Here is a 12,075-nt window from a genome sequence, read left to right as displayed (position 1 = left end):
CTGGTGGCGGCATCGCCCGAGAGGGAAACGCCAGCAGAGCGTGGTGATCGGTTGACCAGTCAGGCGACGCCGGTGATGCCGGGGCCCGCCTGCGGATCGATGTCACGGGCGGTGACCTCGGCGTGACACGCGTCGCAGGTGAGGTGGACGTGGGCTTCGCCGGTGCAGTCGTGGTGGCGGTACTCGACAGGTGGGCCTTCGGGGGCCATGTAGGCGTCGCCCCAGTCACGGATGGCCATCAGGATCGGGTAGATGGCGTGCCCTTTTTCGGTGAGGCGGTATTCCTCGTAGGCGCCGTCGTCGACGGGGCGTTTGACGAGGATCTCGTGCTCGATGAGGCGATCGAGTCGGTCGTGCAGGCGGCTGCGGGAGATGCCGAGCGCGCTCTGGAAGGCGTTGAACCGGCGGACGCCCGCGAAGCAGTACTTGAGGATCAACAGGGTCCAGCGGTCACCGAGGATCACCAGGGGCCGCGTGATGGAACACGGGGCATCGGCAAGCTCCTCATAGCGCACCCTGCCATTATGCGCCGCGGTGCTGTGCGGACAGGAAAACGGCCGCCTCGACGACGAGGCGGCCGTTTCCCGGTCAGCTCACAGCGGGATGTTCTTGTGGTGACTCTTGCGGGCAGGCGCCGAGGCCAGCGCCGCGGCGAGGGTGCTGCGGGTCTTGGCCGGGTCGATCACCTCGTCGACCACGCCGATCGCGACGGCGCGTTCCACTCCGCCCGCGATCCGCTCGTGCTCGGCGGTGAGCCGCTCGTGCAGCGCCTCACGCTCCTCTTCCGGTGCGGCGGCCAGCGCCTTCTTGTGCAGGATGCCGACCGCGGCCTTGGCGCCCATGACGGCGACTTCCGAACCGGGCCAGGCGAATACGGCGGTGGCACCGAGGGCGCGCGCGTTCATGGCGATGTAGGCGCCGCCGTAGATCTTGCGGGTCACCAGGGTGACGCGCGGAACGCGGGCCTCGGCGAAGGCGTGCAGCAGCTTGGCGCCGCGACGCACCACACCCTCGAGTTCCTGACCGACACCCGGCAGGTACCCGGGAACGTCGGTGACCACGATCAGCGGAATGCCGAACGCATCGCACAACCGCACGAAACGTGAAGCCTTCTCGGCACTTTCGGAGTTCAGGCAGCCGCCCAGGCGCAGCGGGTTGTTGGCGAGCACACCGACGGTTCGCCCGCCGAGACGGCCGAGACCGGTCACCATGCTGCGGGCGTAACCACCCTGCAGTTCTTCGAACGACGACTCGGTCGTGCCGTCGGGCGATTCCACATTGTCGAGCAGCTCGTGGATGATCGGCTTCACGTCGTAGGCGCGTTTGGCCGACTCCGGCATCATCGCCTTGAGGTCGACATCGCCGTGCGCGGCGGCGACCAGGTCGAACTCGCCCTGCTCGGCGAACATCGACACCAGCCTGCGGGCCCGGTGCAGCGCGTCGGCCTCGTCGTCGGCGGCGATATGGCAGACGCCGGACTTCTTGAAGTGTGTGGTGGGACCACCGAGGGTCTCCATGTCGACGTTCTCGCCCGTCACCGAACGAACCACGTCGGGACCCGTGACGAACACGCGGCCCTCCGGCGCCATGATGACCACATCGGTCAGCGCGGGACCGTAGGCGGCGCCACCGGCGGCGAAGCCGAGCACCACCGAAATCTGGGGAACGAGCCCGGACGCGCGGACCATGGCCTCGAAGACCAGCCCGACCGCGTGCAGAGCCTCGACACCCTCGGCCAGGCGTGCGCCACCGGAGTGCCACAGGCCGACGACAGGGATGCCGGATTCGATAGCAGTGTCGATCGCGTCGACGATGTGCTTGCAACCCTCGACGCCCATCGCACCACCCATCACGGTGGCGTCGGAGCAGTAGGCGACGGTACGAACACCGTCGACCTCGCCGATCGCGGCGAGCACACCGGAGCGGTCGCGGGGATGCAGCGGCAGGATCGTGCCGGGGTCGAAGAAGCGCTGGAGCCGGCCGAGCGGGTCACGCGGGTCGGTGACCGAATCCTGAAACGCGGGAGCAATGATGGTCATCGCGTCCACTCCTACCTTCGTTGTCGAAAATCTCTCGGCCTCCGCCGGATCACGGCGGAGGGTCGAACCATTCAGTTGGCCGACCCCCCACCGGGAAATCCGTGCGTCAGGCCCGACCGAAGGCGAGCGCGACGTTGTGCCCACCGAAGCCGAAGGAGTTGTTGATCGCGTACTCGATTTCCTGGCGACGGGCTTCCCCGTGCACCACATCGAGATCGATCTCCGGATCCTGGTTGTCCAGGTTCAGCGTCGGCGGAACGATGCCGTCCCGAATCGCGAGCACAGTGAGCACCGACTCGAGGGCACCGACTGCACCGATCGAGTGACCGAGTGCCGACTTCGGCGCGTACACCGAAGCGTGGTTGCCCACCGCCAAGTTGATCGCGTTCGCCTCGGCGGTGTCGCCGATCGGAGTCGCGGTCGCGTGGGCGTTGATGTGGGTGATGTCGCGCTTGGTCAGACCGGCGGACTGGATCGCGCGGGTCATCGCCCTGGCCGCACCGGTGCCCTCGGGATCGGGGGCGACCAGGTGGAAACCGTCGGAGGTGATGCCCGCACCGAGCAGACGCGCGTGGATGGTCGCACCGCGAGCCTTCGCGTGCTCCTCGGTCTCGATCGTCATGAGCGCGCCCGCTTCGCCGAAGACGAAACCGTCACGATCCTTGTCGAACGGACGCGAAGCACCCTTGGGGTCGTCGTTGCGCGTGCTCATCGCCCGCATCATGGAGAACGCCGCGATCGGCACCGAGTCGATGAAGCCCTCGACACCACCGGTGACGACCATGTCGGCGTCACCCATCACGATCATCCGCCACGCGTTGGCGATGGCCTCCGAACCCGACGAGCACGCCGAGACCGGAGTGACCACTCCCGCCCTGGCCTTCAGCTCTAGACCGACGACCGCCGACGGACCGTTCGGCATGACCATCTGAACAGCCAGCGGCGAGATCTTGCGATAGCCGCCGTTCTTCAGCTTGTCGACCGAGTCGATCAGCGCGTCGCCGCCACCGAGGCCGGTACCGATCGCGACACCCAGGCGGTCGTGGTCGACCTCCGGGCTGCCCGCGTTCTTCCACACCTCGCGACCGAGCACGGTCGCCAGGCGCTCGACATACGCCATGCGGCGGATCTCGACCCGGCTCAGGAGGGTGTCGGGGCTGACTTTCAGGTGACCGCCGATACGCACCGGCAGGTCGTATTCCTCGATGAAGGAATCCTCGAGAACGTCGATTCCGCTCTCACCGTTGAGGAGTCCCTTCCACGTCGCATCGACATCACCCGCGATCGACGTGGTCGCCGCCATGGAGGTGACGACGACGTTGGGGAAATTCCCGTTCAAGGTGGAAGGAGTGGTCACTGGTTCAGCCTCTATTCGGCGTCGAACTTGGCCTTGAGCTCCGCGGCGGCGTCGGAGTTCTCCGCCTCGAGCTTCTGGATGTAGGAGACAGCGTCACCCACGGTCTTCAGGCTGGCGAGATCCTCGTCGGGGATCTTGACGCCGTACTTGTCCTCGGTCTGCACAGCGATCTCGACCATGGACAGCGAGTCGATGTCCAGGTCGTCGACGAAGGACTTCTCGATGGTCACCTCGGAGGGTTCGATACCCGTAACCTCTTCGATGATCTTGCCGAGTTCTTCGACGATCTGTTCCTGGGTCAGAGCGGCCACTTTGGTGGCTCCCTTCTTGTTTCTCATTTGTAGGGTCTTGAACAGCCGGCGCACTTCGTCGTGCGTGACTGCCGGGGGGAAAGCTAGCCCGCGGAGGTGAGTTCGGCCAACGCGGGGAGGTCTTCGGGAGTCTTGAGGGCGAGGTTGGGGGTGCCCTTCAGTTCCCGTTTGGCAATGCCGACCAGGGTGCCCGCCGGTGGCAGCTCGGCCACCGCCGAGACGCCCGCGGCGCGGACGGTCTCGGTGCACAGGTCCCAGCGCACGGGCCGGGTGACCTGCGCGGCGAGCTTGTCGATCGCGTCGGCGCCCGAGGTGACCGGTTGTCCGTCGAAGTTCGACAGCAGGGTCCGGATCGGGTCGCTCGGCGAGATCTGGGCGATGGCATCGGCGACAGCTGCCTGTGCCGGGGCCATGAAAGCGGTGTGGAACGCACCGGCGACGGGCAATGCGCGGACCCGTGCCTTCTCCGGCGGGTTCGCGGCGAGCTCCGCCAGAGCTTCCAGGCGGCCCGCCGCGACGATCTGGCCGACCGCGTTGCGGTTGGCCGGGACGAGATCGAGTTCGGCGAGCCGTGCGAGCACGGTGGCTTCGTCGCCACCGAGCACCGCGGACATGCCGGTCGGTTCCTGCGCACACGCCTTGGCCATCTCCCGGCCGCGGATGGCGGCCAGGCCGACAGCCTCGTCGGGGGTGATGACGCCCGCGACAGCGGCCGCGGCGAATTCGCCGACCGAATGCCCGGCGACGATCGTATCCGCGGGAAGGGTTTCGGGGGCGATTTCGGCGAAGGCCAGCAGTGCGGCCGCGACCACGAGCGGCTGCGTCACCGAGGTGTCGACGATCTCCTCCGCCGTCGCGGTGGTGCCGAGACGGACCAGGTCGAGGCCGGCGGCCTTCGACCACAGCTCGAGGCGATCAGCCGCACCGGGGAGTGCGAGCCAGGGCGTGAGCATGCCGGGTGTCTGGGACCCCTGTCCAGGGGTGAACAACGCGATCACCCCCTAAGAAAACACTGTGACCCCCGCCGCACGAGATGTCGGCGCGAATGAAGGTTTGGAACGCGTTTTGTAGGGGTCCCACAAAATCCGAGGTGGGGCGTCCGGATCGACCGATTCACGAATCCCGTTACAGGGGGTCGTGAGCCACTGGGGTTGACGGGGTTTCCGTGACAGAAGTGGATGATTCGTTATGCGTTCGTGTCAAACGGCCCACTGTGGCCGCGATCCGGAGCACATACGCGTCGCGAGGATTGAGCGGATCACGTCCGGTCACCTCGCCGATTCGCTTGAGGCGATACCGGACAGTATTTGGATGGACGTACAGCTGACGTGCGCACGTTTCTACTGCTCCGCCACAATCCAGGTAGGCGTCCAATGTGTCGGACAACGAAGATCCGGCCGACGCCAACGGGAGGACAACATACTCGTTCAGCGCCTCTATCGCAGCTCTATCGCCCAGCAGGGCCCGTTCCGGTAACAACTCCGCGGCGTGAACGGGCCTTGGCGCGCCTCGCCACCCGACAACGGCCTCCATTCCGGCCAATGCCTCGATGGCGGAGGCGTGCGCGGCGCCGAGGGTGCGCATGGTCGGGCCGATCACCACCGGACCGTCGGAGAACACCTCGGCGAGCAGATCCGACAGGAACGGCGAACCGATCCCCGCGTCGCCCAGGTGCCCGCTGACCACCATCACCAGCCGCGCGCCCTGCACCACCGCGAGCGCGGCGCGACCGTGCCTGGTCGCGATGGTGTGCACCGCCCCGACCGTCGACACACCCTGGTCCTGCGGCGGGGTGCCGACGAGCACTGTTGCCGGTGCGGTGGCGTCCCAGTTCAACGTGGCCGCCCGGGAGAGCATGTCCGGGCCCGTGTCCCCGCGCACCACCGCGTCGACCACCAACGCCTCCAGGCGGGTGTCCCAGGCGCCCCGCGATTCGGCCGCGCTGGCGTACACCGAGGCGGCCGCGAAACCGAGCTCACGCCCGTATCGCAGCACCGCCTCGGTGAGTGCGACCAGCTGGCGGTCGTTGCGGGCCAGGGCGGGCAGCCACTGTTCGAAGAAGTCCATGGCCACCCGGACCATGTCCACGGTCTGGCGCAGCGTGAGCCGCCGCGCCAGATCCTGCGGAATCACCTGGAAGGCGTCCAGGCTGAAGCGGATGTCGGATTCGGGATCCTGCAACCACTCCAGGAAGTTCACCACCGCGGTCTGCACCAGCATCTGGACGCCTGCCCGCTGGGCGGCGTCCAGATCGGCGAAGAACGGCAGCCGGTCCTGCATCGCGCCGACCGCCTCGGTCGACAGCCGGCCCGAGAACTGCTTGACCCGTCGCAGCAGCGTGTCGGGCAGCGGGTCACGGGTCTGCCGGTTCGGGGACAGCGCCCCGGTCGGCAGGTAGACCTCGTGCGTGCTTGTGCCCTCGGTGATCCGACGGGGCCGCGGCGGTTTGCGCTCCACAGTCCAATAGTCCGCTACGCCAGTTCCTCCGGTGCGTCCGCACTCGGCTTCGGCGCGGCGGACACATCGTCGATGCGGTATTTCGCGGCCGCTTCCACGGCTTTGGCCTTGTCGAAGGTGCCGTCCTTCACCAGGCCTTCGAGCACCGCGACGACAATGGACTCCGCGTCGACGTTGAACACCCGACGGGCGGCGGGACGGGTGTCGGAGAAGCCGAACCCGTCGGTGCCGAGGGTGATGTAGTCGCCGGGCACCCACTGCCGGATCTGATCGGGAACCGCGCGCATCCAGTCGGTGGCGGCCACCACGGGTCCACGTGCCGAGGCGAGCGCCTCGGTGACGTAGGCGACGCCGGGGTCGGCATCAGGGTGCTTGAGCGCGTGGATCTCCTTCTCGACGGCTTCCTTGCGCAACTCGCCGAACGAGGTCACCGACCACACGTCGGCGGCCACATTCCACTCCTGCGCCAGGATCTGCTGGGCGCGCAGACCGGCGGGCACGGTCACGCCGGAGACCAGGATCTGAGCGCGCACCTCGCCCTCACCACCGCGCTGGTACAGGTACAGGCCCTTGAGCAAGCCGGCCACGTCGAGGTCGTCGGGCTCGGCCGGCTGCTGGTAGGGCTCGTTGTAGAGCGTGATGTAGTAGAAAATGTTCTCCCCGCCGAAGGTTCCGGTCTCCTGCGGGTGGGTGCCCGGCAGCGTGCCCGGCTCCGGGTTGCCGCCGCCGTACATGCGGCGCAGACCGTCGCGCACGATGTGTGCGATCTCGAACGAGAACGCCGGGTCGTAGGTGACCACGGCCGGGTTGGTCGAGGCGAGCAGCAGCGAATGCCCGTCGTTGTGCTGCAGGCCCTCACCGGTGAGCGTGGTCCGCCCGGCCGTCGCCCCGAGGACGAAGCCGCGGGCCAGCTGGTCGGCCGCGGCCCACAGGCCGTCGCCGGTGCGCTGGAAACCGAACATCGAATAGAAGATGTAGAGCGGGATCATCGGCTCGCCGTGCGTCGCGTACGCGGTGCCCGCCGCCGTGAACGACGCCGTCGACCCGGCCTCGTTGATCCCCTCGTGCAGGATCTGGCCGACGTTGCTCTCCTTGTAGGCGAGCATCAGTTCCGCGTCGACGGAGGTGTAGAGCTGGCCGTTGCGGTTGTAGATCTTCAGCGACGGGAACCAGGAGTCCATGCCGAAGGTGCGTGCCTCGTCCGGGATGATCGGCACGATGCGCTTGCCGATCTCCTTGTCGCGCAGCAGTTCCTTCATCAACCGGACCAGCGCCATCGTGGTGGCCACGTTCTGCTTGCCCGAGCCCTTGCGCACCGAGCGGTAGGCCTCGTCACCCGGCAGCGTCAACGGCTTTGCCGCACTTCGCCGTTCGGGCAGGTACCCACCGAGCGCCTTGCGCCTGGCCTGCATGTACTGGATCTCCGGCGCGTCCTGGCCGGGGTGGTAGTACGGGGGCAGATACGGGTCCTTCTCCAGTTCCGCGTCCGAGATCGGGATGCGCTGCAGATCGCGGAAGTCCTTGAGGTCCTGCAGCGTCAGCTTCTTCATCTGGTGGGTGGCGTTGCGGCCCTCGAAGTGCTTGCCGAGGGTGTAGCCCTTGATGGTCTTGGCCAGGATCACCGTCGGCTGGCCCTTGTGCGTCATCGCCGCCGCGTACGCCGCGTAGACCTTGCGGTAGTCGTGGCCGCCGCGCTTGAGGTTCCAGATCTCGTTGTCGGACATGTTCTGGACCAGCGCCTTGGTGCGCGGGTCGCGGCCGAAGAAGTGATCGCGCACATAGGCGCCGTCGTTGGCCTTGTAGGTCTGGAAATCGCCGTCGGGGGTGGTGTTCATCAGGTTCACCAGGGCACCGTCGCGGTCGGCGCCGAGCAGCGCGTCCCACTCCCGGCCCCAGACCACCTTGATGACGTTCCAGCCCGCGCCGCGGAAGAACGACTCGAGTTCCTGGATGATCTTGCCGTTACCGCGCACCGGCCCGTCGAGGCGCTGCAGATTGCAGTTGATGACGAACGTCAGGTTGTCGAGCGCCTCGTTGGCGGCCACCTGGATCAGGCCGCGCGATTCGGGTTCGTCCATCTCGCCGTCGCCGAGGAACGCCCACACGTGCTGGTCGGAGGTGTCCTTGATGCCGCGATCGTGCAGGTAGTGGTTGAACCTGGCCTGGTAGATCGCGTTCATCGGGCCCAGGCCCATCGAGACCGTCGGGAACTCCCAGAAATCGGTCATCAGGCGCGGATGCGGGTAGGACGGCAGGCCCTTGCCGAGGCCGCCGTGGCTGTATTCCTGCCGGAACCCGTCGAGCCGGTCGGTGCTCAGGCGACCCTCGAGGAACGCGCGCGCGTAGATGCCGGGCGAGGCGTGGCCCTGGATGTAGATGTGGTCGCCGCCGCCGGGATGGTCCTTGCCACGGAAGAAGTGGTTGAAACCCACCTCGTAGAGCGCCGCCGACGAGGCATACGTCGAAATATGCCCGCCCACACCGATTCCGGGACGCTGCGCGCGATGCACCATGATCGCGGCGTTCCAGCGGATCCAGGCGCGGTAGCGGCGCTCCACTTCCTCGTCGCCGGGAAACCACGGCTCGTTCTCGGTGGGGATCGTGTTGACGTAATCGGTGGAGGTGAGCGCGGGAATCGACACGCGACGCTCACCGGCGCGTTCGAGCAACCGCAACATCAGGTAGCGCGCACGGCCCGGGCCTTCCCGGTCGAGCATCTCGTCGAAGGACTCCAGCCATTCGCTGGTTTCCTCCGGATCGATATCGGGTAGATACGATGCCACGCCTTCGCGGATCACCCGCACGCGTTCCCCGGTGGGTTTGGCACCGGGCGCCGCGGGGTCGGTCGGCGAATCGGAAGAAGCTGCAGAGTGGATCAGGTCGGTCAAATCTGCTCCTCGTACTGGGGGCTGAACTGCTTGTCGGCGTCGCGGTCCCCGGGCTTGCCCGCTTGGTGTGCGGAGCACCCGTCTCGAAAGGTTCGGGCGACCCCCATCCTTGCCGAAAGGGTCGCCCAGGTCATCATCCCAGCAGGAAATCCACTAGATTTGCGATGGGCCTACCGGTCAGTGAAGTGAGAGGGAACGGGTTCGACGATGAGGGTGCCGCACGCGCGCAGGCTCGGGCTGATCTGCGCATCGGTCGCGGTGATCGCCGGTTCGGTGATCGCCGGGTGCGCCCAGCAGGTCACCGGTAACCCGACCACCGACCCCGCCGAAGTCGCCGCCTACAAGACCGCCGCGGCCGCGTCGTCCTCGGCGGCCGCGTCCTCCCGTGCGGCGGCCGCCAGAACCAAGGCCATCGAGGACAACTGCGGGCAGTTCCCCACCACCACCGGTGCGGGCGTCACCGCCTACAACGACTTCGTGAAGGCCCACGACGAGAACGCCCCCGACTACGCCGCCAAGCGCGAGGCCGCGGCCGTCGCGCTCGACACCGCCGCGACGGCCGTCGAGTCCGGTGTCGCCGCCGCCGCGGGCGCCCTGCCGACCGAGCTGGCCGACAAGTTCACCGCCTATGTCGTCGCCGCGCGCGAGCTGTCGGCCGAGACGCGGAAGATGACCTACAGCTCCGCGGTCGGCGGTCTCAACGACGCGAGCCGCAAAATCAATCAGGCGCGTACCGAGGTACAACAGGCCTGCCCACGGCGCTGAATTCACGTCGCCGACACGCGGCGTACGGTACCGATTCATCCGATCGGCTTGCGCTGCGGCCGATAACCATGTTCGCTTGCACGTATCTTACTGTCGGCAGTTTAGGGAGGACACCACCGTGGTCGCCGCGGCGGACGCGCAGAACTACGCTCAGAAGCTTGGCATTTCTCACGGCTTGGTTGTTCAGGAATTGGGCTGGGACGAGGACACCGACGACGCATTGCGCGCCGAGATCGAGGAGATCACGGGCGGCGAGATGGTCGACGAAGACTCCGACGAGGTCGTCGACGCCGTCCTGCTGTGGTGGCGAGAAGGTGACGGCGATCTGGCCGACGAGCTGATGGATGCCATCAGCCCGCTGGCCGACGAAGGGTTCATCTGGGTCCTCACCCCCAAAACCGGTCAACCGGGCCATGTCGATCCGAGCGAGATCGCCGAAGCCGCACCCACGGCCGGCCTGACCCAGACATCAACCATCAGCCTCGGCAGCTGGACGGGCTCGCGCCTGGTTCAGCCGAAGGCACCGTCCAAACAGCGCTGAAACCGCCGTTCGCTAAGGTCTCAGCCGGACGAGAACGCTCGGCTGAGACCCGACACGACGACAGGAACTCCCCTATGCCGCTAGAGGTTGGCACTCTCGCGCCGGATTTCACGCTCAAGGACCAGAACAACCAGCCCGTCACCCTGTCGGACTACCGGGGCAAGAAGAATGTCCTGCTGGTGTTCTATCCGCTCGCCTTCACCGGCATCTGCCAGGGTGAGCTGTGCAAGGTGCGTGACGAGCTGCCCAAATTCCAGAACGACGACGCCGAGATCCTCGCGATCTCCGTCGGCCCACCACCCACCCACAAGATCTGGGCGGCCGAACAGGGCTACCTGTTCCCCCTGCTGTCCGATTTCTGGCCGCACGGCGCCGTCGCCCAGGCCTACGACGTCTTCAACGAGAAATCCGGCTACCCGAACCGCGGCACCTTCGTGATCGACAAGTCCGGATACATCACTTTCGCGGAGATGAACGGCCCCGGAGAGGCCCGTGACCAGGCGGCTTGGGAGAAAGCGCTGGCCGCGCTAGATTCATAACCCGACACCGCCGGTCCCACCGGCGATGCAGGGGCGTATAGCTCAGCGGTAGAGCACTGGTTTTACACACCAGCGGTCGGGGGTTCGATCCCCTCTGCGCCCACATCTTGTCGCACACCACCGCAGTCAGGTGGGTAGCCCGATCTCCTCGGGTGTTTTGTCGGTGCGGATCCCGCGGAAGCTCGGGTGCCGGAGCAGTCCGTCGCCGCTGATCTCGCGGTATTCGATATCGGCGACGAAAACCGGTTCGACCCACCAGGCCGTCCGGGCGACCGGTGCCGGTGGTGGATCATCGAGCGGTGTCGTCTCGCGGCGCACTTGGTCCAGGGCGGCGCGGATGCTGCGGCGGGAGGCGGCGGTGAAGCCCGTGCCTACTCCACCCACGCAGCGCAGACGACCCTCCGGAGTGTGGCCGGCCAGGACAAGGCCGCCGAAGGTCGCGGCATTGGCGCCGTTGCCGGGGACCGCGCCGACGATCACGGCCTCGGTCGTGAGTCGGAGGACGACTTTCGTCCATGCCGAGGAGCGGCGGCCCGGTTCGTAGATCGAATCGCCGTGCTTGCAGACGATCCCTTCCAACCCGGAGTCCGTCGCCACGCGCAACAACTCCTCCGCGCTGGTGTCGGTCAGCGACCACATCGGTGGAACCCGCACGCGCGCACCGTCGTCGAGGGTGAGGTCGGCCAGTTCGGCGCGGCGGGTGCGGTAGGAGTCCTCGAACAGCACCTCCTCGTCGACACCGAGCACATCGAAGACGAGATAGTCGACGCGGACCTGCTCGATCAGCGCAGGTGTCGGCCGCTGGACGTGCATGCGCTGTTGCAACCGGGAGAACGAAGGTGCCCCGCGCTCGTCCGGAGCGACGAGTTCGCCGTCGAGCAGCAGGGTGCGTCCATCGGTGATCTCGGTGAGCGCGGTGACGACCTCGGGGTAGGAGGCGGTGATGTCGCGCAGGTTCCGGCTCCACAAGCTGATCCCCGCCGGGGTGCAATGGGCGATCGCGCGCACACCGTCCCATTTCATTTCCGCGCACCAGCCGCCTGGCGGCTGCGGTGGCCGTCCGGGTTTGGCCAGCATCGGTGCCGGGACCGTGAACCCCACATGACCAGCCTATTCCCGGCGTGGGCCGGGCTCCGCTCACGCGGCCGATCCTCGGCGCGTCCGACCAGGCCGAATCC

Annotated in this window: 11 protein-coding genes and 1 tRNA gene; 4 read left to right on the top strand and 8 right to left on the bottom strand. The window is 67.1% G+C overall.

The annotated features are described in order from the left end of the window. Positions 1-59: 59 nt before the first annotated feature. The 7 genes from ACWEVR_RS25980 to aceE all read right to left on the bottom strand — a co-directional run bounded on the left by ACWEVR_RS25980 (position 60) and on the right by aceE (position 9,052). Positions 60-515, bottom strand: coding sequence for a winged helix-turn-helix transcriptional regulator (locus ACWEVR_RS25980; protein WP_357151661.1), 456 nt, complete (start codon positions 513-515; stop codon positions 60-62). Positions 516-593: 78 nt separating this feature from the next. Next, entirely contained in the window at positions 594-2,039 is a 1,446-nt protein-coding gene (locus tag ACWEVR_RS25975) for an acyl-CoA carboxylase subunit beta (RefSeq protein WP_452469084.1), read from the bottom strand. A 106-nt stretch (positions 2,040-2,145) separates the two neighbouring features. Continuing rightward, complete coding sequence (locus ACWEVR_RS25970) at positions 2,146-3,396, bottom strand: KasA/KasB family beta-ketoacyl-ACP synthase (protein WP_452469083.1); 1,251 nt, start codon at positions 3,394-3,396, stop codon at positions 2,146-2,148. Between the two features lie 11 nt (positions 3,397-3,407). Then, positions 3,408-3,734 carry a meromycolate extension acyl carrier protein AcpM gene (gene acpM / locus ACWEVR_RS25965; RefSeq protein WP_067487247.1) on the bottom strand — a complete coding sequence of 109 codons (327 nt, stop codon included), beginning with the start codon at positions 3,732-3,734 and terminating at the stop codon, positions 3,408-3,410. A gap of 56 nt (positions 3,735-3,790) precedes the next feature. After that, positions 3,791-4,705: an ACP S-malonyltransferase gene (locus tag ACWEVR_RS25960; RefSeq protein WP_452469082.1), complete on the bottom strand. Its 915-nt coding sequence runs from the start codon at positions 4,703-4,705 to the stop codon at positions 3,791-3,793. A 127-nt stretch (positions 4,706-4,832) separates the two neighbouring features. Continuing rightward, on the bottom strand, positions 4,833-6,134 hold the full coding sequence (locus tag ACWEVR_RS25955) for a PucR family transcriptional regulator (protein ID WP_452469130.1): 1,302 nt from the start codon (positions 6,132-6,134) through the stop codon (positions 4,833-4,835). 44 nt (positions 6,135-6,178) lie between these two features. Beyond that, complete coding sequence (aceE, locus tag ACWEVR_RS25950) at positions 6,179-9,052, bottom strand: pyruvate dehydrogenase (acetyl-transferring), homodimeric type (RefSeq protein WP_452469081.1); 2,874 nt, start codon at positions 9,050-9,052, stop codon at positions 6,179-6,181. Between the two features lie 207 nt (positions 9,053-9,259). Here aceE and ACWEVR_RS25945 point away from each other — a divergent pair, with 207 nt between their 5' ends. From ACWEVR_RS25945 to ACWEVR_RS25930, 4 genes are all read left to right on the top strand, one after another. Then, positions 9,260-9,817 carry a hypothetical protein gene (locus tag ACWEVR_RS25945; protein WP_452469080.1) on the top strand — a complete coding sequence of 186 codons (558 nt, stop codon included), beginning with the start codon at positions 9,260-9,262 and terminating at the stop codon, positions 9,815-9,817. A 118-nt stretch (positions 9,818-9,935) separates the two neighbouring features. Further along, positions 9,936-10,358 carry a DUF3052 domain-containing protein gene (locus ACWEVR_RS25940; protein ID WP_067487242.1) on the top strand — a complete coding sequence of 141 codons (423 nt, stop codon included), beginning with the start codon at positions 9,936-9,938 and terminating at the stop codon, positions 10,356-10,358. A 74-nt stretch (positions 10,359-10,432) separates the two neighbouring features. Continuing rightward, complete coding sequence (locus ACWEVR_RS25935; protein WP_067487241.1) at positions 10,433-10,897, top strand: peroxiredoxin; 465 nt, start codon at positions 10,433-10,435, stop codon at positions 10,895-10,897. Between the two features lie 31 nt (positions 10,898-10,928). Further along, a tRNA-Val gene (locus ACWEVR_RS25930) sits at positions 10,929-11,000 on the top strand. Between the two features lie 23 nt (positions 11,001-11,023). Here the strand turns inward: ACWEVR_RS25930 and ligD are convergent. Next, entirely contained in the window at positions 11,024-11,998 is a 975-nt protein-coding gene (gene ligD, locus ACWEVR_RS25925; protein WP_452469079.1) for a non-homologous end-joining DNA ligase, read from the bottom strand. Positions 11,999-12,075 lie beyond the last annotated feature (77 nt).

The organism is Nocardia sp. NPDC003979, assembly GCF_053605015.1.
The sequence above is the reverse complement of the archived record's forward strand: the minus strand, read 5'-3'. Positions and strand labels throughout refer to the sequence as shown.

Excerpts from the sequence above, each read along its gene's own strand:
- ACWEVR_RS25975 (WP_452469084.1), bottom strand. The coding sequence starts at position 2,039 with ATGACCATCATTGCTCCCGCGTTTCAGGATTCGGTCACCGACCCGCGT.
- acpM (WP_067487247.1), bottom strand. The coding sequence starts at position 3,734 with ATGAGAAACAAGAAGGGAGCCACCAAAGTGGCCGCTCTGACCCAGGAA.
- ACWEVR_RS25945 (WP_452469080.1), top strand. The coding sequence starts at position 9,260 with ATGAGGGTGCCGCACGCGCGCAGGCTCGGGCTGATCTGCGCATCGGTC.
- ACWEVR_RS25935 (WP_067487241.1), top strand. The coding sequence starts at position 10,433 with ATGCCGCTAGAGGTTGGCACTCTCGCGCCGGATTTCACGCTCAAGGAC.